Source organism: Candidatus Caldatribacterium saccharofermentans, from assembly GCF_050267035.1.
Lineage (GTDB): Bacteria > Atribacterota > Atribacteria > Atribacterales > Caldatribacteriaceae > Caldatribacterium > Caldatribacterium saccharofermentans.
In genome coordinates this window covers 2,096,802-2,121,657 of the sequence record NZ_CP187957.1, presented here as the reverse complement: position 1 = coordinate 2,121,657, position 24,856 = coordinate 2,096,802, and the positions used below count along the sequence as shown (strand labels likewise).

Sequence of the window (24,856 nt, the reverse complement as noted above, 5' to 3'; positions counted from 1 at the left end):
AAAAATGAGAGGCAAAAGGATCTTGAGCATTCTCGGGACCTGGGTTCTCGGTTTTCTACTGTTTCTGCTCTGCGTTCTGGGCTTTTGCATCTTTTTCGCCTCCTGGCACACTCTTCCCCCAGAGAGTGTGGCCATCGTGCGAGAGGTGTGGGTACGGGAAGGAGCACTCTTTGGACCCAGTGCGCTTCCTTTTAGAATACGGGTTGTGAAGAACACCAAGAATATTCCGGTCCGCCTTTTCGTCCAGCCCCCTCCTTTCGGAGTGGTCGAAGAGGTCCTGCCCCTCCGGGGGGATATAGTTTTCTCTTTCCGGGTCCCGCTTTGGCGAAAGGACACCATTACCGGAAACCCGTATGATGGCAGTATCGCCTTCGTGGGTGAAGTAGAAGCGAGCCTCAGGGTGGTCAACTACGAACGCCTTGCCAGAAGACTTGATCCTGTTCTTGCCCGCTACGCAGGGGCAGGGCAAATCTCCCCCCTTCTTGCGGCACCCGAACGGGAAGGTCAGGAGCTTCCCCGGAAGCGACAGGACTTGCTCCGTGAAATACTCCGCTTGGACTTTTCGCAGCGTGTGATGGGAGAGTTAGGGAAACTCTTCCAGAGCCTCCACTTCAAACTTTACTTTGCCGAAAAAGTTCTGGAAGAGGCTTCTGCTCCTTCTCCTTCGGAGCGAAAGATTGTGATCTGGAAGTACCTCGAGAGATACCCCTGGTACAAGCTCGAACCCCAGGAGATGGGGAAAATCATCGCTGAAAACGCAGAGATTTTCGAAAAAATCATGACCTACCTGCGTGAGGAACACGAAAAGGGTGAAACCTACGAGAAACTCCGAGGAGAAATCCAGGAGTACTTTGCACAGTACATCGCGCAGCATCCGCAAAGCTATGTCCAGGAACTCTGGGAATACGCCATTGAGAAAGTCTCCTCAGGTCACCCTCTGCGTCTGACACCCGAGGTGCTCCGTGCCCTCTCGTACCAGTACCTTCATGGGCGACCCGTCTTCTTGGAAAACCTTTTGAAGAACGAGGACTATACGAAGTTCCTCGTCACACAGTACGGTGTGGAAGTGAAGGATCTCAGTATCCGGATTACCGAGGATTTGGCTTTCCGGTATCCAGAACTCCTCAAGTAGAGGTGAAAGAGAGTGCTCCAGAACATCAGGGTTTTTCTCTCCGATATGGACGGAACGTTCTACCTTGGTAACCGCCTGCTTCCTGGAGCTCTGGATTTTGCTGAAACTCTCACAAAGCAGGGGAAAAACCTGTACTTCCTCACCAACAATTCTTCCCACCGGGCCACCTTCTACGTCCAGAAGCTCCAGAGGCTGGGCCTTCGGGATTTTACCGAAGAGCACATCATCACCTCCACCGATGCCTGCATCTTTTACCTGAAGAAGAACTATCCCGGCTCCAGGGTGTTCCTCCTTGCCTCCCGGGAGGTGAGTATAGACTTCCTGCGAGCCGGATTCATCCTGGTTCAGGAGAATCCAGACATTGTGGTTCTTTGTTTTGACACAACGCTCACGTACTCCAGGTTAGCAAAAGCCTGCGTTTTCCTCCGAAAGGGCATCCCGTTCTTCGCCACCCATCCTGACCTTAACTGCCCCACAGAAAGCGAACCGCTGATTGATGCCGGATCCATTGCGGAAGCCATAAAAGCTGCAACCGGGAGAACCCCCCGGTACTTTGGGAAGCCCTATCCGGAAATGGTGGAGTACGCCCTCTGGCGCACGGGAGCAAGCAAAGACGAAGTTGCCATTCTCGGAGACCGGCTGTACACCGACATCGCCATGGGACAGCAAGCCGGCATCACCACCATTCTTCTACTTACCGGGGAGACCCGCCGTGAGGATCTCAGGTCCTCTCCGTGGCAGCCAGACTTTGTATTTGCCTCCCTTGAAGAACTGACTCAAGCCATCAGGGTGTGAGGGAAATGGGAAAAGACCCTCTTGCTCTCCTCGGAACAGCTTTCTCCTGTTCCTGTGGCAAAACCCATAGAATTCGGACGAAGAGGATTCTCGTGGGCAAGGGTGTCATCGCCCACATGCCTAAAGTCCTCAGGGAGCTCGGTTTTTGTGGAAAAGCTCTGGTGCTTTTCGACGACGCAACCTATGAGGCAGCGGGAAAAGCGGTGTGTGACCTCCTTTCCCGGAATGGCTTTGCCGTCATCCCCGGCCTTCTCCAAAAGCAGGAACGTTTTCCCTTCCTTGAGCCAGACGAGGAAGCAAGAAGCCAGGTTGGGGAGTTCCTCTTCCATCGGCCGGATTTCCTCGTGGCTGTGGGATCAGGGGTGATCAATGATCTGACGAAGTTCATCGCTCACAGAACAGGGCTTCCCTATGCGGCTGTTGCCACCGCTCCTTCCATGGATGGATATGTGTCTCCTGGAGCACCGATGCTCGTTGGGGGGTACAAGGTGACCTATGACGCCACGCCCCCGGTGGCACTCTTTGCCGACATAGAAATTCTCTGTGCTGCTCCTCTCTCGCTCATCCAGGCTGGTTTTGCGGACCTTGTCGGAAAAATCACCGCTAACGCTGATTGGACTATTCGTCGAGTACTCTTCGGTGAGGATTTCTGCGACGTCCTCTGGGAACATACTGCTTCTTTCCTGAGAGCCCTGAGTGCTCACGCCGAAGGGATACAACAACGGGATGAGCAGGCCATCACCGTACTCACGCAGGCTCTCATCCAGTCCGGGCTCGGCATGGAGATGATCGGGGATTCCCGTCCTGCCTCAGGAGGAGAGCATCTTATCGCCCATCACCTTGAGATGATGGCCCTCCACAGGGGCATTCATCCCTCTTTCCACGGTCTGCGAGTAGGAGCAGCAACTTGCATCGTGTGGAACCTCTTCCAGCGTTTCCTCACCGAAGAACTCCCCCAAGGAGGGAGGCTGAAATCCACCGTAGATCAGGAAACGCTGAAAGTCCACTTTGGTCCCCTCTTTCCCTTTATCGAAAAGCCGGCTCAGAAAAAGCTCAATATTCTGTGGCCAGAAATCGACTTCTCCACTCTCAAGCAGGCTGTGGAAGAGAAAATTGCCCTTCTGAATCCTCTTCGCCTTCTCAGGCGAGCAGGCATCCCCACGAGCTTCGAAGCCCTGGGGTTTCCCCCCACAATGGTCCGTGAAGCCTGTCTTTTTGCCCGATTCCTGCGCGATCGGGTGACGCTCCTTGACCTTTTGGACCACCTTGGGGTCCTTCAAGAGTTCCTGAATGCCGCCCTCAGCGAATGATACAGGAGGGACATTCGTCGACTTTCCTTTTACGCTCTTTGGGGATTTTCCTCCACAGACCGACTCCTGCCTCCTTGGCTTTCTCCTGCATACTCAGAAGATACCCAAGGAGGTTTCTCCCTGCAGTCCTCTCGTCGAGAGTCACAAGACCCTCGCAGAGGAGTACAGCGTTGACGATGCAGGGTTCTTCTTCTGGATCCTGTTGCACGTAAAGGTACCCCACCCAGGGGTGTTCTTCCGGGGTATGTCCCAGGGCAAAGTCAAAGTATACCTTTCGTCCTTCCACCAGTTCCCGCAGACGGGAAAGGGCCAGGCGGTATGCCTCAGGGTCCTCAAGGGGAGATGAAACACCAGCAAGCTTCACCCGAACCTTCTTGAATTCCTCCTTTTCCAGAACCTCGGCAACGACAAGGTTTGGACGGACGCACTTCGCAACCCGCATTTCAAGGAGCTCCTCTTCCCCAAAGGTTTCGAAGGGGAAGAGGAGAAAGGCCGCCATCAGCACCATGCACAGAATTCCAAAAAGCGCGTTTTTCACCCCGTTACCACCCTCCCCCAGGCGCCAGTGTCATCAGCACCCTCCACAAGGACCGGGAGAATTTTCCCTATCCATGCCCCCTGGAGATTCTCCACCCGCACGACAATGTAATTCTCCGAGTGACCCATTCCTACACCGTTCTCGCAAGATTCCACGAGGACCTCAAGTCTTCTGCCTACGAAAGACTGGTGGTATCGCCGGGAAAGCTCTCTCCCTACCTCAATGAGGCGTCGCACCCTCCTTTCCTTTTCAGGCTTGGGAATGTCTTCCCTCTTTCCCCATTCAAAGGCCCTGGTGCCGGGTCGAGGGGAAAAGGCAAAAACGTGCATCCTCGAAAAGCCTATGGTCTGGCAGAAACGCACGGTTGCCTCAAAATCCTCCTCTTCCTCTCCCGGGAACCCCACGATAACATCGGTGGTGATGGCCACATGGGGACAGAGTGCCCTTACGGTCATCACCAGCGCCTCGTATTCTTTGGAGGAATACCCGCGAGACATCTTCGCCAGTATCCTATCGCTTCCACTCTGGAGTGGCAAGTGCAAATGAGGACAGATTCTCGTTCCCAGGGCAAAGAATCTACAGAGGAAGTCCCTTGAAAGGAGGTAGGGCTCAAGAGAACTCAGCCGAAAGCGAATGTTCCTGGTGTTCTGCACAAGGAGCTCCAGAAGGTCAATGAGCGTTACGGATTGCAGGTCTCTACCAAAGTACCCGAGGTTCGTTCCGCAGAGAACCACCTCCTGAACCCCCTGTGCTTCAAGGTACTGAACCTCCCGCAGGATATCTTCAGGACTTCTGCTTTTCACCCCTTCCCGGAGATAGGGCACAAGACAGAAGCTGCAGAAGTGGTCGCATCCATCCTCAACTTTCACCCAAGCCCGGGACCGGGAAGGGAGAGGAAAAGGGGGGAGAGAAAGAGCGATGCCCCAGTGTTTGGCAAAGAACTGGCAAACCTCCTTTTCTTTCTGGTCTGAAACGAGCAAAACCACCCTTTCCTCGAGGGGCCTGTATCCACGACGTTGCCAGGCCTTGGCGCAACAGCCGATAAGGAGCACCAAGGCCTCTGGATTCTTCCGCAGAGCTCGACGAACATACTGCCGGGTTTTACGCTCTGCTTCTCCGGTCACTGCACAGCTGTTGATAATATAGCAATCCGCAACCTCTTCAAAGTCAACTACTTCAAGACCTGCCTTACGAAAAGCCGAGAGCAAGAAGTCACTTTCTGCCTGATTCACCTTACATCCGAGGGTTTTCACACCTATCCGCATGGTTACCCTCCATGAAGGCTACAAGAAGCGATGCTCCAAAAAGCGCCGCGGTTTCGCTACGGAGAATTCTCCCTCCCAAAAATACCGGGTATACCCCTATCCTGGAGAGCGCCTTCTTCTCCTTTTCGGAGAAATCCCCCTCAGGACCGACAATAAGTGCTGCTGAACCCTTCACCTCTCCTCTTTGCAGAACTTCGAGGAGTCGCTCCCTACAAGAAGCATCTGCAAGGAATACCCGCTGCCTTTTCCTGGAAAGACCAACGAGGAAGTCCTCCCATGACTCAAAAACTCGTACTACAGGAAACCAGGTTCTCCCAGATTGTTTACAGGCACTCACAACAATTCTCTCCCATCTTGCCATGCGGTCCTTTGAAATCCGCTCTTTTACAGAGCGTTCTGCCGGGAAAAACCCAATTTCCGTGACCCCTATTTCGACGAGTTTCTCTATCATCCAGTCCATCCTCGCTGGGCTTTTGAGAAAACCCTGCCAGACGGAGAGGAAAAAAGAAGGAGCTACATCTTCCACCTTCTCCTCAATGAGTACCAGAGCATGTTCATCTTTTCTGTCGAGCAGTATCCCCCGATACAGCCCTCCCTTGCCGTCGCCAACGAGGACAGGCGTCCGGAGGGGAACTCGCTGTACCCAGAGATGGTGGGTTTCCTCAGGAGAGAGCGCGATGACTTCCCCAATTCGGGGCGTCGGATGGAAGAGAAAACGAGCCATGGGCGCTACTCCTCGGGGTGAATGAAAGCCTCCCGCAGACGGTCAAAAAATCCCCCCTTACGGTTCTCTCCAGAGTTCTCCTCCTGAACACCGCCACGCTCGATCTCAAGAAGCCGTTCCAGAAGTCTTCGGTGTTCCCCACTGACCCCCCGGGGGACATACAACCGTACTCGCAGAATCTGGTCTCCCCGGGTTCCTGTCCGGGGATCAGGAAGGCCCCTCCCACGAAGGCGCAAAAGCGTTCCACTTTCCGTCCCGGGGGGAATGCGGATCCTTTCACTTCCCTGCAAGGTGGGAACCTCAACTTCATCCCCAAGGACAAGTTGAGCGTAAGTGACGACAAGGTCATAGTAGAGGTCCTGTCCCCTCCGTTCCAGGAATCGATGTGGTTTCACCTTCACAAGGATGTAGAGATCCCCTGGAGGACCCCCATGCTCACCTGCTCCTCCCTCTCCTGAGATCCGCAGGCGATAGCCCGTATCCACTCCAGGGGGAACCTTGATCTTCATCTTTCGTTCCCTTTGAACTTTCCCCCGACCCCGGCAGGTGGTGCAAGCCTCCTCCACCACCCAACCCCTGCCCTGACAGTACGGGCATGGACGGGACGTAATAATGGAACCAAAGAAAGAGGTTTGAGTATGGCGTATTTCCCCTGTACCGTGGCAATTGCCACAGGAAACCTTTCTCCTTCCTCCTATCCCCCGGCAGTCAGGGCACTCTTCCAGGCGCCGAAAAGATATCTCCCTTTCGGCACCGAATGCGGCCTCCTCAAATTCCAGTGTAATCTCAACCGTAACATCCTCACCCCGGACAGGCCGTGCCGTCCGTTCCCTCCGCCGGGTTTGCGTTCCGGATCCGAAAAAGAAATCGAAGATATCCCCAAAACCCGTGAACTCCCGGAAAATCTCAAAATCAGGCCCAAAATCACCATACCCCGCCTGTGCCTCGCCTCCAAAAGCACTGTGCCCAAAGCGGTCGTACAGAGCTCGTTTCTCGGGGTCGGAAAGGACCTGGTAGGCTTCGTTAATCTCCTTGAAGCGCTCAGCTGCCTCCCTGTCCCCAGGGTTCACGTCGGGATGATACTGGCGAGCCAGGCGACGGTACGCCTTTTTAATCTCCTCTTGGGTTGCGTTTCGGTCAACTCCAAGAATCTCGTAGTAATCCCGTTTCATTGCCCACCCACCTTAGCGCTTCCCACAAAAAAGAAAGCCCATATCCTCCGGGATATGGGCTTTCTTTTTTGTCACTTTCCTTCATCATCCACAACCCGGTAATCCGCATCCACGACGTTATCCTGAGTGCTTCCAGCAGTGCTACCTCCCGAGGAGTAACCGCTCGAAGACCCACCCTGGGCTGCCTTCTGGTAGAGTTCCTGAGCCATGACGTGCGAAGCTGACTGGAGATCGTCCATCTTCCGACGGATGTCTGCGACATCAGTGCCTTTCAGGGATTCCTTCAGGGCATTCAGTGCGCTCTCGACACGGGACCTTGTACTCGCTGAGAGCCGATCGCCCGATTCGCGGAGCGTCTTCTCCACCGTATAGATGAGGTTATCCGCCTGGTTCCGGAGCTCTGCTTCTTCTCGCTTGCGACGGTCCTCTTCGGCATGGAGTTCGGCTTCTCGGATCATCCGCTCGATCTCCTCTTTGGTGAGGCCACTTGATGCCTTGATGGTGATGGCCTGTTCCTTACCCGTTGCAAGGTCCTTAGCCGAGACGTGGAGAATACCGTCAGCATCGATGTCGAATTTCACCTCAATCTGTGGTACACCCCGTGGAGCCGGAGGAATCCCGGTAAGCTGGAACCTCCCGAGGGAGAAGTTATCCTTCGCCATGGGTCGTTCACCTTGGAGTACGTGAATTTCCACCGTTGTCTGGTTATCTGCTGCAGTGGTGAAGATCTGACTCCGCGAAACCGGAATGGTAGTGTTTCGCTCGATGATTTTTGTGAACACTCCACCAAGGGTCTCGATGCCCAGGGAAAGAGGTGTGACATCAAGGAGAAGAACGTCCTTCACTTCTCCCTTGAGGACGCCAGCCTGGATGGCTGCACCCATAGCGACGACCTCGTCAGGGTTGACACCCCGACGGGGCTCCCTCTTAAAGATTTTCTCCACGATTTCCTGGACTTTCGGCATCCGGGTCATGCCACCAACAAGAATCACCGCGTCGATGTCTTCGGGTTTGAGACCAGCGTCACGCATAGCCTGCTCACAGGGTCCAATAGTTCGCTCAATGAGGTCGATGGTCAGCTGCTCGAGCTTTGCCCGGGTAATGGTCATGACCAGATGTTTTGGGCCGGTGGCATCGGCGGTGATGAAGGGAAGGTTGATTTCTGTCTGCAACGCTGTAGAGAGCTCGCACTTTGCCTTTTCTGCAGCCTCCTTCAGGCGCTGAAGCGCCATCTGGTCACCCCGGAGGTCAATCCCCGTGTCCTTGCGGAACTCCTCGATGATATAGTCCATGAGTCGGCGGTCGAAATCGTCGCCACCAAGGAATGTATCCCCAGCGGTCGCCTTAACCTCAAAGACTCCGTCGCCAATTTCAAGGATGGAAATATCGAACGTTCCGCCTCCAAGGTCGTACACCGCGATGATTTCTTCCTTCCCCTTCCCAAGGCCATATGCCAGGGCTGCTGCAGTGGGTTCGTTGATGATACGCTTGACATCAAGTCCTGCAATTTTCCCTGCATCTTTGGTGGCCTGTCTCTGGCTATCGTTGAAGTAGGCTGGGACGGTGATAACAGCCTCCTGGATTTTCTCCCCCAGGTATTCTTCGGCGTCTTCCTTGAGTTTGCGGAGAATCATAGCCGAGATTTCCGGAGGAGTGTAGATCCGGTCCCCCACTTTGACACAAGCCTCACCGTGTTTCCCGGGGACGATCTCGTAGGGGAGCACACGACGGGCTTTTTCCACTTCAGGGTCGTCGTAACGGCGACCCATAAGCCGCTTGATGGAAAAAATAGTATTCTTGGGATTTGTGATTGCCTGTCGCTTGGCCAGCTGCCCCACCAGGATCTCACCCTGTTTGGTGAATGCCACAACTGACGGTGTCAAGCGAGATCCTTCCTTATTGGGGATGATGACGGGCTGACCACCTTCAAGGTAAGCAACCACTGAGTTTGTCGTTCCAAGGTCTATCCCAATGACTTTGGGCATTTCCCTCAACCTCCTTTCAGGCCATTCTGTCCTGTAAAATGCGGTTTACCTTGACCTGCGCTGGGCGCAGGACCTCATCGTGGTAGAGATACCCCTTTCGTATCTCTTCAACAATCTCAAAATCCTCCCGATCAGGGAGGGAAACTGTTATCATCGCCTCATGGTACTTGGGGTCAAACTTCTGACCCCTGGTCTCTATGGGTCGAACACCCTCCTTCTCAAGAATCCCCAGGAACTTCCGGTAAATGAACTCCACGCCCTGGAGAAACGCCTCATGAACTCCATTTTTCTGTCCCTCAGCAAGGGCTTTTTCAAGATCGTCGAGAACGGGAAGGAGTTTCAGAATCAAATCTCGATTGGCGGTCTTCACAAACTGCTGCCTGTAGAGCATTTCTCGTTTCCTGAAGTTGTCGAAATCGGCCTTTACACGCTTGAGGTCGTTCAGGTACTCATTGGCCAACTGTTCTTTCTCAAGAACTTTCTGCTTTTCCTCTTCAAGGGCTGCTCTGAGCTTTGCAACTTCTTCTTGCAATGACACTTCCCCGGTTTCCTGGAGTGGAGTGGACTGTTCGTGACCCGTTTCAGCATGCCAAAGTTCCTCTTTGTTCTCCATGCTGCCACCTCCCTTCCTTTACCTTCTTCGACTATTCACAGTTTATCGGGCAATCCTTCATTTGTCAAGTAAGGTCAAAAAATTTTCTTCCCAAAAAACATAAACCCTCCCCTTGTAAGGGAGGGTTGGTCTTTGGAAAATCCTCCACCATCACACGATATAGGGTTCAAGAAGTTTTTTCGCTAAAAGAATCCCCCGGAGCTTGCTCTCGGTGTCCTTCTCGAAACTCCGGTCCTCGTGCTCGATGCTCACCACGTAGTCATACCCGACCTCGTGGAGTGCAGTCAAAAAGGCAGACCAGTCGATGTCTCCTGTTCCGGCTACCTTGTCCACATACCAGCCAAAGCCGAAAATCCCCACCTCATACAGTTTGTCCCAGAGGATTTTCGTGTCCTTGGCATGAACATGGAAGATTTTCTCCTTGAAGTCGTACACCACCCGGACGTAGTCAATCTGCTGCCAGATGAGGTGGGAGGGGTCAAGGTTCAACCCAAAGTACGGAGAGGGAATGGCCTCGAACATCCGCTCCCAGATATAGGGAGTGGTGGCGAGATTTGTCCCTCCAGGCCAGCGGTCCAGGGTGTAGAGCATAGGGCAGTTCTCAATGGCAAGCTTCACCCCGTGGTCCTCGGCAAATTTCACAAGATCAGGGAAGACCCTGCGGAATTCCTCAAGGGCCTCTTCCACGTTCATCTTCGGATCTCGACCTACGAAAGTCCCAACCACCGGTACCCCGAGCATCTGCGCTGCTCTGATGACCTTCTTAAGGTGCTCGTGGTAGAAACGGCGGTTCTCGAGGTTGGGATCGAGGTTATTGGGGTAGTACCCAAGCGAAGAAATCGCAAGCCCATGGGAGGCAAAGAGCTCCCGGATTCGGGCAGCCTCCTCCTCGGTGAGACTGGCAACATCGATGTGCTGAGTTCCGGCATACCTCCGTTTTTCATAAACCTTTGGCCAGCAAGCCACCTCAAGCATTTGAAAGCCGTTGCGGCTGGCCCACGCAATGAGCTCTTCAAGGTTCATCTCAGGCAAACATGCGGTCATAAACCCCAGCTTCATGACCTTCCCTCCTACCGTACCTGAACCCACGTGCCTTTTCGGGCACTCTCAAGGATTGCTTCACACAGGACGACCTCCCGTAACCCATCCACAAAGGTGGGGAAGGTCCATTCCTCTCTTGACCGGGCCTCAAGGATTGCAGAGTATACCTCCCGGAAGAAGTGTTTCGAGGTATCCGGGAAGCCCTCGTTGTGCCCTCCAGGGAAAGAGATGATCTGACGCGTGGCTTCGCTCACTAAAGACGGGTCCTTCATGAGGAGTTCGTTGGCCTTATCCCTTCTCCCAATCCAAAGCTCATTCGGTCGCTCGGAATCCCAAAAGAGCGCACAGAGAGATCCATCGATCTCGTAGGTGATTCTGTTCTTCCTCCCGGCTGCTACCTGGTTCACGGTCATCACCCCATGGGCACCACCGTCAAAATGCAAGAGCACACTGGCGTAATCCTCAGTGGTAATGGGGACGGTTTCGTAATCTTCGGGTTTCAGAATTTTTCCGGCGTATGTCTCTACAGGCTTCAGGGGTTTCTTCCGGGTCTTGTGGAAGGTGGCAAAATCAGCGAAAACCTCCACCACTCGCTGTCCCGAAATGTACTCTACAAGATCCAGCCAGTGAGAACCGATATCCGCCACTGCTCTTGAGGGTCCACTGAGTTCGGGTTCTAAACGCCAGTTATAGTCCGTCTCATAAAAGAGCCAGTCCTGAAGATATGAACCGTGGATGGCAAAAATCTTCCCAACCTTCCCCTGGCTTACCAGGGAACGTGCCTCCCGTACCAGGGGGTAAAACCGGACGTTAAAGTGCACCGCGTGAACCCTTCCGACTTTTTCGGCAAGCTCCACAAGCTCTTCGGCTTCTCTCCGGTTCATAGCCAGAGGTTTTTCGCAGACCACGTGTTTCCCAGCAAGTAGAGCTTCCTTCGCCATGGTGTAATGGAGGTGATTGGGTGTACAGATATGCACGACCTCAATATGGTCTTGCCGGAGCAGTTCCTGATAATCCCCAAAGGAGAGCTCAACCGCAAGGTCGTTCGCTTTACGACAAGCGACGTCTTCATTGATATCGGCAAGCGCCACAACTTCAGCAAGAAAGGTTCGTCGCGCTGCTTCGATATGGGCAGGACCAATGAACCCGGTACCAATAACCCCAACCTTCAGCGTCCTTCTCACCCTATAACCCCCTTTTCCAGGCGTTCCTTTGCCCAGGTTGCCGTCCCAATAACCCCTGCATCAAGACCAAGCTGTGCGGGCACGAACTGAATGGTGTCAACCGGAACCATGAAAAGCCGTTCCCGGAGGCCTTTGCGGATACTCTCAAAAAGGAGCTCTCCCGCCTGGGCAACACCCCCACCGATGACGATCATCTCTGGGTTCACCACCACGCAAATACAGGAGAGCGCCTGTCCAATGTACGCCCCACTCCGTTCGATGATTTCCAGAGCCACGCTGTCTCCTTTCTGTGCTGCCTCGGCAATGACCTTTGGCGTGACCCGGGTGAGGTCATCGGCAACAAGGTCCCGAATCAGGGTGTCATTCTGTTGCACCAGAGCACGCAGAGCCTGAGCCACCATAGCTGGGCCCGAAGCGTACGCTTCAAGGCATCCCCGGTTACCACACCCACAGCGTATGCCATTGGGCTCCACCGTGATATGGCCGAATTCCCCAGCGCTTCCATCTTTTCCGATGTAGAGCTCCCCGTCGATGATAACTCCCCCACCGATGCCGGTTCCGATGGCCACCATGACCATGCTGTTGACGACTTTCCCTGCGCCAAATCGTTTTTCCGCCAGGGTAATTGCCCGAACATCGTTAATCACTGCCACGGGAAGCTCAAGGCGTTTCTCCAGCCATTCCTTCACCGGAACACCGTGCCACTTTCCAGGAAAATTCGGCAGAAGAATGCCCACTCCGGTTTTCCAGTCAATGAGCCCCGGTATGCCGATTCCTGCCGCCCAGACCTTGAACCCCCGGGCTTCGAACCTTTGACGAAGCTGGAGCGCCTCCTGGGCAATGTCGTCAAGGACTTCCTGTGCGCTTCGCATGGCCCTTGTGGGGATGACGCTTCGCTCAAGCACCACTCCATCCTTGTCCACAAGGGCGATTTTGGTATTCGTTCCCCCGAGGTCAATTCCCAGAAACAGTGCCTTGGCCACCATCGTCTCCCAACCTCCTACACTTCAACCTGGCGGCGAATTTGAGCCTGATCGGCAACAAGGAGAACCGTAAAGCGGAGGCGATCTCCCCGGGCCACGGATTTCGTCCATTCCACAGGGACCTCATTCCGGAGATAGGCAACCCGCTCAATGATGAATGCCGGAAGGCCAACGCGACATTCAAGGTGCTGCGCCTCCTCTTTTCTCACCTTTCCAACTTCATAGGTTTCATAGGCGTGGTCGAGGAGAAGGCCATACTTTTCTCGAAGCACTGCATAGAGCGACCCCCGCTCGAGGTCTTCCTCGATAAGTCCTGGACAGAGATACAGAGGAATAACAGTGGTTTCAAGGAGAATCGGCTCGTTGTTGGCACAGCGAACCCGGACAATCCGGTTCACCTTTTCCTCCTGCGCAGGGAGTCGGAGGATTTCTCGTATTTTGTCATCCGCAGTAACCACCTCGCAGGAAAGCACCCGGGAACTCGGCTGAAGGCCAAGCTCGAGCATGTCTTCGGTAAAGCTGTAGAGCTTTGGTAACCTCCGGCGAAGTTTCGGAGAGGTGACGAAGGTTCCTTTCCCCTGTTTTCGGTAGAGAAATCCCTCCTCCACGAGGCTGTGAATGGCCTGTCGAACTGTGATCCGGCTCACCCCGTATTTCGCGCACAACTCGGTCTCTGGAGGAATCCGGTCCCCCGGTTTCAGTACCCCGCTGAGAATCTGGCCTTTGAGGATATTCTTCAGCTGCTGATACAGTGGAATACCACTCTCTTCAAGAATCTCAGGCATTGCTCCACCCTCCTGTTGTTCAAAAATTCCTTTCCCTCCCGGGAGGGAGGGAGGAGTACGCCTTCTAAGTATACCGTACCCACCTTCTTTCAGCCATCATCCCAGGGAGTACCGGGAAATGCTCACCGCCCCTTTACCTCTGTGGGCAGGGAAGCTACCAGGGCAAGGTTGCCATTGAGTATGACATCCTCCTCAAGGAGGAGACCGGCGTTGGCTCCATCAGTAACGGCTCCCCGGAGATTGCGAACTTCCTTTGCATCGCCGATTTTCCCAACAAGAAGTCCTGCTTCAAGGCACTGCCTGTAGAAGGCATCGTTGGGCACAACCCTGGCAAGGATAACCTGGTCGACCTTGACCACCTTTCGTCTAAATTCACTGTCCTGAAGCACAACCTCTCCTTCAGGACGAATCTCAAGCACCGTTGTCTGGGTAAAGACCGTTACCGGATGCTTATAAGAACGAAGGGTGAGGGCTTCACCATTTCCTCCTGCAAAACGTTTCACCATGACATCCCGGTGACACGGTTCCATCCAGGAAGCAAACTCCCGGTTTTCGGTAACAATGTAGACCTTCTTCCCTTCAAACCCGAGTTTCTCTGCAGTGTCTGCCGCTCCGAAGTGATCCCCCCAGATGAGCACTGTTTCTCCACATTCCAGCGGTTCGGGCCTATCACCCGGGTAGTACGCGCACCCTCTGGCCTTGCACCGGAGAACCTCGTCAAAAGAAACCACAAAGGGCAGATCAACACCCGGAATATCAGGACGAAGAACCTTACTGCCAGTGGCTACGAGAACAACGTCGAAAGCCCTCAAATCCTCAACAGTAGGTTCGGTCCGAAGACGCACAGTAACACCAAGCTGCGTGATTTGTTCCCGTAGCCAGTCAGCATACCAGCGCATTTTCGTTTTCCCCGGAACGGTACAACAGAGGAGTATTGCTCCTCCCAGTTCTCCGGTCTTCTCAAATACCGTGACCTCATGACCCCGCAGGGTGGCAATTCTTGCCGCCTCAAGACCTCCTGGACCCCCACCGACGACGGCAACCCGAAGGGGTTTCCTGGCCTTTGGAAGATCGATAAAGCGCTCATCGCCCATCGCAGGGTTAATCGTACAGCGGCATTCCCGCTTAATCATGAGGGACTCCTGCCAACACCCCACAAGGCACGAGATGCACTTACGGATTTCCTTCACCTTTCCTTCCTTGGCTTTGTTCGCCCAGTAGGGGTCTGCAATGAGTTGCCTTGAAAGCCCAACCATGTCAGCCTTTCCTTCGGTGAGAATTCGCTCACAGTACTCAGGGTCTCGCAGAGTATGGCTCGTTATAACGGGAATCTTAACGTGTTTTTTGATTTCCCAGGCAGCATAGGTGTTCCACCCCTGAGGGTAGTACATGGGATCCATGGTCGGTCCGGGCACCTCGAATGTTCCAGCGCTGATGTCAAGAAATGCCACACCGTTTTCTTCCATCAGCTTGGCAATCTTAATGCTCTCTTCGAGAGTCCTGCCACCCTCGATCCACTCTTCTCCAGAATACCGGATACCGATGGGGAAGTTCTTCCCACACTTCCGCTTGATGCGGTCAATAATCTCGAGAACGAATCGCATCCGGTTGATGAAACTCCCGCCAAAGCGGTCATTCCTCCGGTTGATGTAGGGACTCATGAACTGGGCAATGAGATATCCATGGGCTCCGTGAAGTTCCACGGCGTCGAAACCCGCCTGCTGAACACGCCAGGCAGCCTCGGCAAATTTCTCAATGAGATCATAAATCTCTTCAATGGTCATAGCCCGGATGGATTTCCCTTTCTTAGAAATTTCCTCGGCGTAGACGATTTCGTGTCCTGCAGAACCAGGAAGGGACACCACCATATCGGTAGCAGAGAAAAGGTCTTTCCTCGGCCAGGCTGCCTGCCTTCCGGGGTGCTGGATCTGCACAGCGCATCGTGCTCCGTGACGGTGCATTGCTTCGGCAAGACGGGCAAGCCCGGGGATCATGGGATCTTCATCCGCTGCAAGGCAGGTCACAGTGGGTCTTCCTGTTGCCTTGTCGGGAGTTGTCGCGCCAACAATGATGAAACCGCAACCCCCCTTGGCAATTTCCTCATGGTACCGGATAACTCGCTCGTTCACCGAACCGTCGGCGTTCGCCGAGCTGATATCTGTAGGTACGTGGACAATCCGGTTAGGAACGACAAAGTTCCCAATCTCGATAGGAGAGAAAAGATGGGGGAAATATGGATTCTTCACTGGAATGCCTCCTCTCGCTGTACTCAACAGCACTCTTCCTTTCCTTTTCTTCGGTAGCACTCCTCCATAATCTCTTCGGTTCTCGTTGCTCCAAACCTCGTGGCACCCACCTCCCGAACCTTCAGGGCGGCATCGAGATCCCGAACGCCCCCTGCCGCCTTGACCTGGACTTTTGGAGAAACGGACTGCCTCATCAGGATAAGGTCCTCAATGGTCGCGCCTCCAGGACCAAACCCTGTGGAAGTCTTGACAAAGTCAGCCCCCGCTTCTTCAGCGAGCCTGCACCCGATGCGCTTCAATTCATCCGTGAGGTAGCAGTTCTCAAGGATGACCTTCACGATGACTCCGTGCCGGTGGGCAACCTCGACCACTGCCTGGATGTCCCGCTTCACGTACTCGAAGTCGCGGGAACGGAGCTTCCCAATGTGGATAACCATGTCGAGTTCTTCTGCTCCATCGCGAATGGCCTGTTCCGCCTCGAAGACCTTGGTTTCTGTCTTGTGAGTACCGTGGGGAAAGCCAACCACGGCTCCAACCTTGACTTCGCTCCCCTCAAGGAGCTTTCTGGCCAGAGCTACATCAGAAGGGCGACAGCACACCGAGGCAACGTTGTACTTCCTGGCAATCTCACATCCCTTCACAATGTCCTCATCGGTGAGGTCGGGTCGAAGGAGAGAATGGTCAATCATTTTGGCAATGTCTTGACAGGTGTAATCCACCACCACACCTCCTTTGTAATAACAAAATAAAAACATGATATCGCTATTCATTGTAGAAGAACATCGTCAGCCTCGTCAAGGGGGCTTCGCGAAAATCCCTGGCGGTGACTACTTCTGCTCTCCCCAGAGGAGATTCAGACGTTCTGCGAGAACCTTCTCATAACCGCGCTGGGTGGGACGATAGTACACTCTCCTTCCCAGCGAGGTGGGAAAGTACTCCTGAAGCACAAACCCTTCCGGAAAATCGTGGACGTACTGGTATTCCTTGGCGTATCCCATTTGCCGCAAAAGCCCGGTGGGAGCATTGCGAAGGTGCAAGGGAACAGGGAGTGAGCCGTATTTCTTCACATCCTCCAGGGCTTCCTGAAGTGCTCGGTACGAAGCATTGCTTTTTGGAGCACAGGCGACATAGACTGTCGCCTGTGCAAGAGCGAGTCGCCCTTCAGGTTCTCCGAGAAAATCGAAAGCCTCCCGAGCAGCCAGAGCAATGAGCAGTGCTTGAGGATCGGCATTTCCGACGTCTTCCGAAGCACAGGCAATGAGACGTCGAAGAATAGCGTGGGGGTCTTCTCCAGCTTCAAGCATTCGTGCAAGCCAGTACAGTGCCGCATCAGGGTCACTTCCCCGAAGACTCTTATGGTAGGCTGAAAGGAGGTTATAGTGTTCCTCCCCTGACTTATCGTAGAGGTAGGAGACCCTCTGGAAAAGGCCCTGCAAGAAATCAACGTCAACCCGCTTTTTGCCTTCCTGCCTCGCAAGGAGGGCAGCGGTTTCGAGCATATTCAGCGCCTGGCGGGCATCACCATCAGCAAGACGGGCAATCCACTGCAGGGCTTCCTCTTCAAAGGGTGGAGCCTTCCCTCGGAGGCCCCGCTCTTCCTCAAGGGCACGTTGAAGGAGATGCAAAAGGTCCTCAAAGGGTATTTCCCGAAAGACGACGACCTGCACTCGGGAAAGGAGGGGTGCGATGATTTCAAAAGAGGGGTTCTCTGTGGTGGATCCGATAAACGTGATAAGCCCTTCCTCAACGTAAGGCAGAAGGAGACTTTGCTGACCCTTGTGGAAGCGATGCACTTCATCGATGAAGAAAACGGTTTTCTTCCCCTGGAATTTCAGAACGTTTTCGGCTTCCTGCACCGCCTCCCGAATCTCTTTGACCCCTGAAGCCACCGCGCTCAGGGAAGTCATGCGGTACCCACACGCTTCGGCAAGGAGAAAGGCCACTGAGGTCTTTCCCGTTCCCGGTGGTCCCCAGAAAATGAGGGAAGGAAGAAATTGGGCTTCCACAATTCGGCGCAGCAACCCCTGGGGACCCGTAAGATGGGGCTGTCCTACGACTTCATCCAGCGTTCGGGGGCGCATTCGAAAGGCAAGGGGCTTTGTTTCCTCCCGAACTCCAAAGAGCTCTCCTTCTCTGAAAACCGCCGTTCTCCCCTTCCTTTAGAACTCTTGTTCTACATGTAACATTATATTCCCCAGGGCAAAAGAACACAAGCTTTTATTCCTGCAAGGCAATAAAGACCTCTCCGGGATCCAGTGCTCGGGCCAGTCCTTCCCGGAGTACCCCGAGGGTCCTTTCAATCTCAACAAGCCAAAGGAGCGTGAGATGGGAGAACTGAAGGAAGTATCCCCCGGTGGCCCGCTGCAGCATCCCAAGAAATGACGTTTCCGAGAGGAGTGCTCCCATATCTTCTGCATCAAGGCATGAAAGGTCTGCAAGATACGCCTTTACGGCTTCCTGGAAGGCATACTCTTCGAGGGGAATGAACCCCTGTTGAGGACAGGCATCGATAAGGGAATGGAGCAGCTTCTTCACCACATTCTCCAGACGCCTCATCGCTACCGTAACACCTCTTTGACAACTTCCACTGCCTCGAGGATGTCCTCTCTTGTTACCTCTCTTGAGGTCACAAACCGGACAAGCGATGCAGAAACCGGGGTAGCCAGAACACCCCGTTCTTGAAGAAGCTCGACGAAGCGATGCGCAGCAAGGTCCTTTCGGTGCAGGTGAAGCAGGACAAAGTTCGTCTGCACCCGGGAAAGGTCCACAGAAAGCCCCTCAATTTCTGCAAGTCTTTCGGCAAGAAGTCGAGCGTTTCTATGGTCCTCCTCAAGACGAGCGATATTCTCCGGAGAGAGTGCCACAATCCCACAGGCACAGAGCCACCCGGTCTGACGCATTCCCCCTCCAAGCATTTTTCGGTACCGCTTTGCTTCTTCGATGAAATCTTTCGGTCCAGCAAGAAGTGAGCCAACCGGGGCACCAAGACCCTTCGAAAGGGAAATCATCACCGTATCCGCACAGGCAGCAATGTCTCTCGCAGGAACCCCAAGGTACACCGCCGCATTGAAAAGGCGGGCCCCGTCGAGGTGGACCCGTAATCCAGCCTCTTCTGCCAGGCGCTTGATAGCCCTGAGCTTCTCAAGAGGAGGAACGATACCCCCGTAGCGGTAATGGGTGTTCTCAAGACAAATGAGGCGAGTGCGGGGATAGTGGATATCCTGCGGGCGGATGGCCCGACGAATGTCATCGGGATCCGGAGCGCCATCCTCCCCCCGGAGCGTCCGTACCATGAGTCCCGCTATGGCCCCGATACCTCCGGTTTCCGAGGTTCGAATGTGGGCGTTTTCTTCAAGAATAACCTCATCCCCCCGAGTGGTATGGGTGAGAAGGGCTACGAGATTCCCCATGGTGCCACTGGGGAGAAAGATACTCGCTTCCTTCCCCAGAAGGGACGCCGCCAGGGATTCAAGCTCGTTCTGCATGGGGTCTTCGCCGTACACGGAATCTCCCAAGGGAGCTTGAAAGGCAAACTGCTTCATTTCCTCTGTGGGAAGGGTGATGGTATCCCGGCGGAGGTCAATGATTTTCCTCTTCATCGTCTCACCTCAGGTCAGAAAGGCAGTGAAAACCTCTTTGAGGATTTCCTTGTCATCCTGAGTAATAGTCCGTCCCTCTTTCAACTCCTCAATACAGTACCCTCCAATGCTTGCGGCAACCATCCGCAAGAGCGCATCTCCCGGGATTTTCTTCCCGGTCCTCGTGGTCACTTCCCCAATTTTCTCTGCTATCCTCTTCCGAATCTCCTGGAACCTCTGGGCGACTTCCTGGAAACGCCGACAGGCCTCATCGTGACTCAGAAGGTCAAAGGCAGCGCGCTGGAACACAAAAAGGAGATCCCTTTTCTCTGAGAAAAACTCACAGTAGCAATCCACAATCCTTGCTAGAATCTCTTTAGCATTACCCCTGGGAAGGGTACTCTCTAAGGCCTCGGCGAGTTCCTCAAAAACCTCCTGAATGACTTTCATGAGGAGGTCAAGCTTACTCTCAAAGTAATAGTAAATCGTGGATTTCTTCACCCCCGAAAGGGCGGCTACGTCTTCGAGAGTGGCATCGAAAAAACTCTTCTCGGCGAAAATCTTCTTCGCCGCTTCAAGAATCTTTCTCTTCGTGTCCTCCAACACTCACCACCTCAGAAGCTGTACTTTACCTCAAGAGCAATACCCTCACCAACGCTACCCAGTTTGCTCCCCTGGGCGCCTGAAGAGACGGAATACGTCAAGGTAACATGCCAATTACCTCTTGGTTTGTATTCTGTTCCAAGCATCCATACCGTGCTTCCATCTTCAAAACTTGTAACGCAATTCAGAAAAGGCTTCCACTTCCCGTCTTCGCTCTGCCAGTCGACATGGAAATACCCGTACGGGGAAACCCGCTCTCCCTCTTCCCAGAAGTTCCCCAGGAGGTAGGCGAGATTCACATAGGTGTTGTTCCAGGAATAGTCGACTCCAAGACTTGCCTTCCAGTACGGGGTATCGAAAACGGGGATTTGAACCTCTCCTCCCTGGGGAAGGGTCACAGTATGCATCCACTTTTCGGGGACCACAAAGGCCACGTCTCCCCGGAGAGTGAGTCCCTCTATCCCGGCAAGGGTCCCCTGGAACTCCAGACCGAGGACAGACCTTTTCGGATACCCCGAATGCACCTGAACGTCCCACAGGCCTTCGGGAAGAAGGGTAATGGTGGTTTTTCGGGGGTACGATGAAAGGAAATATCCCTGAATGTAGCTCAAAGCAACGTCAAAAGCACCCATTGACCCCCGGGCCCGGAGAGCCCAGATAGGGGAAGAAAAGCTCACCGGTGGCTCATCCCTGGTGATGACCACATTCGTCCTCTGTGGGTCCACCCCAAAAGGGAGGAGAGAGGGAAGAAGGAATTGTTTCTCCACAAATTCGGGGACGAAATTGGCCACAAACCTCGGCTGGTAGAAAAACTCCAGAGACCAGGTGGCGTTAAGATACCACTCAAAGTCAAGTGCCGGAACGGGAATCTTCTCCTCAAGGACATCCGCGCTGAGATCCCGGGAGAACGGGCGGGGATTCAGGACGTCCACAGGGCTCATGACGTCTGAAGCTCCCCAGGTAACCTCAAGAAGCCCTACCCGGAAGTCTGTTGTATCCCAGGGGGCCTGAACTCCCTGGAAACTGACCTCCCGCACCCGCAAGGGGCGAATATTGTTCTCGTCCTGGTACTTCAGGAGAAGTTCCACGTTGCCGAAATAGCGGCTGTCCAGAGGTATGGTGGAAGAAAAATTCACCTTTATGCCATAGTCGAGATCCCTCTCCTGGAAGCTGTAGGAGCTGAAAGCCACAACGTTCCCTTGGGTTTCAAGAGCCCAGGCCGGGCCCAGAACACAGCCAAAAAGGAGAACAACCACTCCTGCCAGAAACCGTTTCATTGGCGTCACCTCATAATGTCGGCCGCTGAATGGTGCGGACGCTGAAGAAATCATCAGGTAGAGGAATATCCTCCTCGATGGATGAAACCTCCATGATGGTTGCATGGTTTTCCTTCACGTCTTTCAGGGAAAGCTTGAGAATCTGAATACTCCCGTCTTCCCTTTCCCGAACCTCATGAACTTCCAGCGTTTTCCAGAGGTTTCCGGCGGTATCGAAGAAGTCAATCTTTTTGAAATAGAACTTCTCCTTGTCCACGGTCATACTGAGCTTTCCGTACTTTGAGTCCGCCTTTTTAGGGATAAGCTCAAGGTAGTAGTTGGTGTCATCCTCCCCTTTCAGCGTGCTCTCGTAATCCTCCTTGCCGTAGCCTCCGGAGAGATCGTCGTAGGTAAAATCCGTTCCCATGAACTTTTCGCTCTTGCTCGAGCCAGCAATAAGGCGAACCTTCTTGTATGCTGGCATGTAGAGATAGATTTTCTCGCCGTTTCGAAGACTCAATAGCGTAACCCCCTTGACATCCGCAGGACTCAAGAAACGAAAGATGAGGGAGACCTTGTCTTCCCCTTCATCCTTAGAGTACATGACCATTTCCCGTGCTTCCTCTTTCCCCGAAGCATCAACAAGCACAATTCTGCCCACGGTCTTCTGAGTTGTAAATCGCGTCCGGCGCGCTTCCATTTCATCGAGGATCTCCGAGGCGGTAAGGGCGAACACACAACCTGTGACAAAAAGGAGAAGCAGCACAAAGAGAATCAGAACAATACCGCGCTTCATCAGGCATTCCCCCTTTGTCGTGCTTTATTGTTTCCAAGGTACTCCTCAAGGTGTAGCAGGAGAGCCAAAGCAAGGAAGGTGTAGAAAACCCCGATGAGGAGCACCGTTGCCACCAGGGAACCAAAAATCCGCAACATATGGATGCGAGAAAGGGCAAGGACATAGAGACCCCCGGCAACACCCAGGGCGTTCAGCAGAATACCTCTGCCCGTATTGGTGAGCGTTGCCTGAAGAGCCCGAGTTCCAGGGTTCTGCGCAATTTCTCTGTACCAGCGGGCCGTGAAGTGGATAGCGTAATCAATGCCTGCGCCAATGGCAATGCTCGCCACCATGAGAGTGGCTACATTAAGCGGAATACGGAACCACCCCATCACTCCAAAAGACGTCACCACGGTAAGTAGAATAGGAACCATGGCGACACTTGCCCGTCGTAGAGACAAAAGCTGCAACACAAGAAGGCCAAAGACAATCACCAGGGCAAGGAGCATGCTCTTGGCCTGCTGGCTGAAAAGCATTTCGTTGATGTGGTTGGCGATAATCGGAGTCCCAGTAATCCTGTAGGCAACCGTTATATCGCCATCCTCCGCCTCAAGGTATACCGCCTCGTCGAGGACCTCATACAGTGCGAAGTCGTGGCTCTCTTCAAAACGAACACCTGAAAGTTCTTCCAGCTTTTCCCGCAAGGTCTCAACCTTTACCCTTTTGGCCACCCGCTCAAGAGATGTTTCAAGAACACTCCCCAGGTACTCGGCGCTCTCGGCATCAAGGCCAAGCTGCTCTTCAAAAACTCTCGGAAGGGGGAGGTTTCCAGCAAGGCTCTCAACGAGCGCCGCGCAAACCGCCTCTTCCTCAAGGCCCAGATCTTCAATTTCAAGGCGAGCATCCTGGACAACCCGCTGAACAAACTGGTCGTCTTTCCTGATAAATTCCTGCCAGGGTTTTTCAAGGAATTCAAGAACAACGGCGCGGGCTTTCTCCTGAGGAAGGGAAACACCAAAAAGGCCGAGATCCTCGATAATAGTCTTTGCGAGGAATTCTCGGGCTTCGGCAATCTCAAGGGGAACCCGCTTCACTCGCTTTGGACGGCTCTCAAGGAATGCCCGTGCTTTTTCGAGTTCTTCCCTGAGCTCTGCTGAGGTCGTTTCCCGGGCTTTGAACTCGATGAACGTCTCCCGCCCATCCTCGGTCATTCTCCCTTTCAGATACTCATTATCGTTCACAAAGAACCACAGGTTGTTGATTTTCTCCTCCTCAAGGGGAATTGCTCGCCATCCCTCCATGGCCTCGTTGAGATCCAAAAGAAAAGAAGCCAAAGAGGAAGGTTCCTGGAAGTTCTGGAATCTCTTCATGTACTGGGCAACCCGGATCATCTCCCGGAGCACAAAGGGTTCCCTGATATTCTCTGTAGTCACACAAAGGTAATTGTAGTCCGTGCTCCCAAAGCGGTCCTTAAAGTACTCGACGAGCTTCGTGATGGGATGCTCTGCTCCCATTTGCATTCGGATTGTTGTCTCCACGTGAATCCTGGGAATACCGACACAGAGGATACCCGTAACGGCCACAAGAAAAAGCACAACAGCGCGTTTCCGGTGGAGTAAGGAGTGACTCAGAAAACGCAAGAATCGGTGGAAATAGTCTCCCCCGTTTTCTCCAGAATGCTCCAGGTGATGGGGAACGTACCGGATAGGGAAAACCGTATAGAATGCCCCCAGGGAAAAAGTCGAAAGAACCATGCCGAAGAAGACGCCTAAAGCCGCATAGAGGCCAAAATCGGAAACTGGCCGGATCTCGGCGGTGAGCAAAGACAAAAATCCGCCCATTGTCGTCAGAGCGCTCATGAGAATGGGCAGAAAAACACCCTGCAGTGCCCGCTCCACTGCCTCTTTGCTCTCTGCAATTCTCCGTTCCTCATAGTAACGATTGATAAAGTGTATGCCATAAGCACTGACCAGGGCGAGTAAGAGCACAGGGAGCGAAGCCGAAATGACGGTGAAGGATTTTCCCAGAAACACCGCAACACCCATAGCCCAGAGGGCCGAAAGCAGAGCCACAAAAATGGGCAAGAGCATTCCCCGAATACTCCGAAACCCAAACCAGAGGATGGCAAGGAGTACACCTCCCGCCACAGGTGTCAGAAGCCGCATGTTCCTCTGGGCGTCCTTCGACATCTCTTCCATGATAATGCGTGCCCCAAAGAAGGTCACCCGAACATCCGGGGGGATTTCGCTACGTACCACCTCCGTCACATCCCGGATGGCCTGCCCCTGGTCAACGTTGTCGAAAAAGGAGACCACAATAATGGTCCCCCTGCCGTCGGGGGTCACGATCTTCCCCCACACCAGGTCGTTACCCACCAAGCGTTCCCGGAGTGCCCGGGCTTCTTCATGGCTTTCGGGGAGGGCCTCCACGACTTCCCGGACCTCGATGCCGTATTCTGTAGTGAGGATTTCCGGCATATTCGTGAGGGCGGTAACCTTCTGAACTACGGGGAGACTCTCGATTTTCTCCACCACATTCTGGAGAAGGGCGAGGCGCTCGGGGGTGAAAAGGTCGTCAAATTCTAAAGCCACGATCATGCTCTTTTTCTGAAAACCGGAAAACTTCTCCTCCAGGGTGTTGTAAAACGACACTTCAGGGTCGCTTTCAGGAACATACTTGGTGACGTCGTCTTCAAAGCGGATGCTCTGTAGCTTCCAGAGGAAAAGCAGAGTGAGGAAAAGGGTTGCTCCAAGAATAGGCCAGGCGTACTTCCGAACCCACCGGGCGAGGCGCTCCATCCATTACCACCTCCAGAGAACTGTAAACCGACCGTTCAGTCGAAAATTATACTCTTACATCTCCCTTTCCACA

The 24,856-nt window shown here is 53.8% G+C and carries 22 protein-coding genes; 3 read left to right on the top strand and 19 right to left on the bottom strand.

What is annotated here, in order from left to right; genetic code table 11:
* Positions 1–4: 4 nt before the first annotated feature.
* Genes ACPT9Q_RS10855 through ACPT9Q_RS10845 form a run of 3 tightly spaced genes read left to right on the top strand, consistent with a single transcriptional unit; the run spans position 5 to position 3,237 of the window.
* Entirely contained in the window at positions 5–1,132 is a 1,128-nt protein-coding gene (locus ACPT9Q_RS10855; protein WP_017872753.1) for a hypothetical protein, read from the top strand.
* Positions 1,133–1,144: 12 nt separating this feature from the next.
* Positions 1,145–1,927 carry an HAD-IIA family hydrolase gene (locus tag ACPT9Q_RS10850; protein WP_427365859.1) on the top strand — a complete coding sequence of 261 codons (783 nt, stop codon included), beginning with the start codon at positions 1,145–1,147 and terminating at the stop codon, positions 1,925–1,927.
* Between the two features lie 5 nt (positions 1,928–1,932).
* On the top strand, positions 1,933–3,237 hold the full coding sequence (locus ACPT9Q_RS10845; RefSeq protein WP_017872751.1) for an iron-containing alcohol dehydrogenase: 1,305 nt from the start codon (positions 1,933–1,935) through the stop codon (positions 3,235–3,237).
* Here ACPT9Q_RS10845 and ACPT9Q_RS10840 read toward each other — a convergent pair.
* The 19 genes from ACPT9Q_RS10840 to ACPT9Q_RS10750 form a co-directional block, all read right to left on the bottom strand.
* The gene (locus ACPT9Q_RS10840; protein ID WP_017872750.1) at positions 3,227–3,775 is read right to left on the bottom strand and encodes a hypothetical protein; all 549 of its coding nucleotides are present in this window, start codon (positions 3,773–3,775) and stop codon (positions 3,227–3,229) included. The two genes, ACPT9Q_RS10845 and ACPT9Q_RS10840, sit on opposite strands and share 11 nt — an antisense overlap.
* Positions 3,772–5,040, bottom strand: coding sequence for a tRNA (N(6)-L-threonylcarbamoyladenosine(37)-C(2))-methylthiotransferase MtaB (mtaB, locus tag ACPT9Q_RS10835; RefSeq protein WP_017872749.1), 1,269 nt, complete (start codon positions 5,038–5,040; stop codon positions 3,772–3,774). The genes ACPT9Q_RS10840 and mtaB overlap by 4 nt, the downstream gene beginning before the upstream one ends.
* Complete coding sequence (locus ACPT9Q_RS10830; protein ID WP_427365858.1) at positions 5,009–5,764, bottom strand: RsmE family RNA methyltransferase; 756 nt, start codon at positions 5,762–5,764, stop codon at positions 5,009–5,011. The genes mtaB and ACPT9Q_RS10830 overlap by 32 nt, the downstream gene beginning before the upstream one ends.
* Before the next feature lie 5 nt (positions 5,765–5,769).
* On the bottom strand, positions 5,770–6,936 hold the full coding sequence (dnaJ, locus tag ACPT9Q_RS10825) for a molecular chaperone DnaJ (RefSeq protein ID WP_017872747.1): 1,167 nt from the start codon (positions 6,934–6,936) through the stop codon (positions 5,770–5,772).
* Between the two features lie 71 nt (positions 6,937–7,007).
* On the bottom strand, positions 7,008–8,921 hold the full coding sequence (gene dnaK, locus ACPT9Q_RS10820) for a molecular chaperone DnaK (RefSeq protein ID WP_017872746.1): 1,914 nt from the start codon (positions 8,919–8,921) through the stop codon (positions 7,008–7,010).
* 16 nt (positions 8,922–8,937) lie between these two features.
* Positions 8,938–9,534 (bottom strand): nucleotide exchange factor GrpE, encoded by a 597-nt coding sequence (locus tag ACPT9Q_RS10815; RefSeq protein ID WP_427365855.1) that lies wholly within the window; start codon positions 9,532–9,534, stop codon positions 8,938–8,940.
* 150 nt (positions 9,535–9,684) lie between these two features.
* Complete coding sequence (locus ACPT9Q_RS10810) at positions 9,685–10,593, bottom strand: TIM barrel protein (RefSeq protein WP_017872744.1); 909 nt, start codon at positions 10,591–10,593, stop codon at positions 9,685–9,687.
* 11 nt (positions 10,594–10,604) lie between these two features.
* The gene (locus ACPT9Q_RS10805) at positions 10,605–11,759 is read right to left on the bottom strand and encodes a Gfo/Idh/MocA family oxidoreductase (RefSeq protein ID WP_017872743.1); all 1,155 of its coding nucleotides are present in this window, start codon (positions 11,757–11,759) and stop codon (positions 10,605–10,607) included.
* Entirely contained in the window at positions 11,756–12,745 is a 990-nt protein-coding gene (locus tag ACPT9Q_RS10800) for an ROK family protein (RefSeq protein WP_427365852.1), read from the bottom strand. The genes ACPT9Q_RS10805 and ACPT9Q_RS10800 overlap by 4 nt, the downstream gene beginning before the upstream one ends.
* Positions 12,746–12,759: 14 nt before the next feature.
* On the bottom strand, positions 12,760–13,527 hold the full coding sequence (locus tag ACPT9Q_RS10795; RefSeq protein WP_427365851.1) for a GntR family transcriptional regulator: 768 nt from the start codon (positions 13,525–13,527) through the stop codon (positions 12,760–12,762).
* 122 nt (positions 13,528–13,649) lie between these two features.
* Positions 13,650–15,773 carry an FAD-dependent oxidoreductase gene (locus ACPT9Q_RS10790; protein ID WP_427365849.1) on the bottom strand — a complete coding sequence of 708 codons (2,124 nt, stop codon included), beginning with the start codon at positions 15,771–15,773 and terminating at the stop codon, positions 13,650–13,652.
* A 23-nt stretch (positions 15,774–15,796) separates the two neighbouring features.
* Complete coding sequence (gene deoC / locus ACPT9Q_RS10785) at positions 15,797–16,498, bottom strand: deoxyribose-phosphate aldolase (protein WP_427365848.1); 702 nt, start codon at positions 16,496–16,498, stop codon at positions 15,797–15,799.
* Between the two features lie 102 nt (positions 16,499–16,600).
* A complete protein-coding gene (locus ACPT9Q_RS10780; protein WP_051040777.1) occupies positions 16,601–17,854 on the bottom strand; it encodes an AAA family ATPase in 1,254 nt (417 codons plus the stop codon).
* A 136-nt stretch (positions 17,855–17,990) separates the two neighbouring features.
* Positions 17,991–18,329 carry a hypothetical protein gene (locus tag ACPT9Q_RS10775; protein ID WP_427365846.1) on the bottom strand — a complete coding sequence of 113 codons (339 nt, stop codon included), beginning with the start codon at positions 18,327–18,329 and terminating at the stop codon, positions 17,991–17,993.
* A gap of 2 nt (positions 18,330–18,331) precedes the next feature.
* Positions 18,332–19,372, bottom strand: a complete 1,041-nt coding sequence (locus ACPT9Q_RS10770; RefSeq protein ID WP_017873546.1) for a GntG family PLP-dependent aldolase — start codon at positions 19,370–19,372, stop codon at positions 18,332–18,334.
* A gap of 9 nt (positions 19,373–19,381) precedes the next feature.
* On the bottom strand, positions 19,382–19,957 hold the full coding sequence (locus tag ACPT9Q_RS10765) for a TetR/AcrR family transcriptional regulator (RefSeq protein ID WP_427365844.1): 576 nt from the start codon (positions 19,955–19,957) through the stop codon (positions 19,382–19,384).
* An 8-nt stretch (positions 19,958–19,965) separates the two neighbouring features.
* Positions 19,966–21,231, bottom strand: a complete 1,266-nt coding sequence (locus ACPT9Q_RS10760; protein WP_427365842.1) for a DUF1302 family protein — start codon at positions 21,229–21,231, stop codon at positions 19,966–19,968.
* A gap of 10 nt (positions 21,232–21,241) precedes the next feature.
* A complete protein-coding gene (locus ACPT9Q_RS10755) occupies positions 21,242–22,006 on the bottom strand; it encodes an outer membrane lipoprotein-sorting protein (protein ID WP_427365840.1) in 765 nt (254 codons plus the stop codon).
* On the bottom strand, positions 22,006–24,783 hold the full coding sequence (locus ACPT9Q_RS10750) for an efflux RND transporter permease subunit (protein WP_427365839.1): 2,778 nt from the start codon (positions 24,781–24,783) through the stop codon (positions 22,006–22,008). Before ACPT9Q_RS10750 ends, ACPT9Q_RS10755 begins: the two co-directional genes overlap by 1 nt.
* Between the last annotated feature and the right edge of the window lie 73 nt (positions 24,784–24,856).

What these genes read in the sequence shown, in the direction of transcription:
- ACPT9Q_RS10780 (WP_051040777.1), bottom strand. Translation starts at nt 17,854, where the DNA reads ATGCGCCCCCGAACGCTGGATGAAGTCGTAGGACAGCCCCATCTTACG.
- mtaB (WP_017872749.1), bottom strand. Translation starts at nt 5,040, where the DNA reads ATGCGGATAGGTGTGAAAACCCTCGGATGTAAGGTGAATCAGGCAGAA.
- ACPT9Q_RS10845 (WP_017872751.1), top strand. Translation starts at nt 1,933, where the DNA reads ATGGGAAAAGACCCTCTTGCTCTCCTCGGAACAGCTTTCTCCTGTTCC.
- ACPT9Q_RS10750 (WP_427365839.1), bottom strand. Translation starts at nt 24,783, where the DNA reads ATGGAGCGCCTCGCCCGGTGGGTTCGGAAGTACGCCTGGCCTATTCTT.
- ACPT9Q_RS10775 (WP_427365846.1), bottom strand. Translation starts at nt 18,329, where the DNA reads ATGAGGCGTCTGGAGAATGTGGTGAAGAAGCTGCTCCATTCCCTTATC.
- dnaJ (WP_017872747.1), bottom strand. Translation starts at nt 6,936, where the DNA reads ATGAAACGGGATTACTACGAGATTCTTGGAGTTGACCGAAACGCAACC.
- ACPT9Q_RS10815 (WP_427365855.1), bottom strand. Translation starts at nt 9,534, where the DNA reads ATGGAGAACAAAGAGGAACTTTGGCATGCTGAAACGGGTCACGAACAG.
- ACPT9Q_RS10830 (WP_427365858.1), bottom strand. Translation starts at nt 5,764, where the DNA reads ATGGCTCGTTTTCTCTTCCATCCGACGCCCCGAATTGGGGAAGTCATC.
- ACPT9Q_RS10755 (WP_427365840.1), bottom strand. Translation starts at nt 22,006, where the DNA reads ATGAAGCGCGGTATTGTTCTGATTCTCTTTGTGCTGCTTCTCCTTTTT.
- ACPT9Q_RS10800 (WP_427365852.1), bottom strand. Translation starts at nt 12,745, where the DNA reads ATGGTGGCCAAGGCACTGTTTCTGGGAATTGACCTCGGGGGAACGAAT.
- ACPT9Q_RS10855 (WP_017872753.1), top strand. Translation starts at nt 5, where the DNA reads ATGAGAGGCAAAAGGATCTTGAGCATTCTCGGGACCTGGGTTCTCGGT.
- ACPT9Q_RS10795 (WP_427365851.1), bottom strand. Translation starts at nt 13,527, where the DNA reads ATGCCTGAGATTCTTGAAGAGAGTGGTATTCCACTGTATCAGCAGCTG.
- ACPT9Q_RS10760 (WP_427365842.1), bottom strand. Translation starts at nt 21,231, where the DNA reads ATGAAACGGTTTCTGGCAGGAGTGGTTGTTCTCCTTTTTGGCTGTGTT.
- ACPT9Q_RS10770 (WP_017873546.1), bottom strand. Translation starts at nt 19,372, where the DNA reads ATGAAGAGGAAAATCATTGACCTCCGCCGGGATACCATCACCCTTCCC.
- dnaK (WP_017872746.1), bottom strand. Translation starts at nt 8,921, where the DNA reads ATGCCCAAAGTCATTGGGATAGACCTTGGAACGACAAACTCAGTGGTT.
- ACPT9Q_RS10810 (WP_017872744.1), bottom strand. Translation starts at nt 10,593, where the DNA reads ATGAAGCTGGGGTTTATGACCGCATGTTTGCCTGAGATGAACCTTGAA.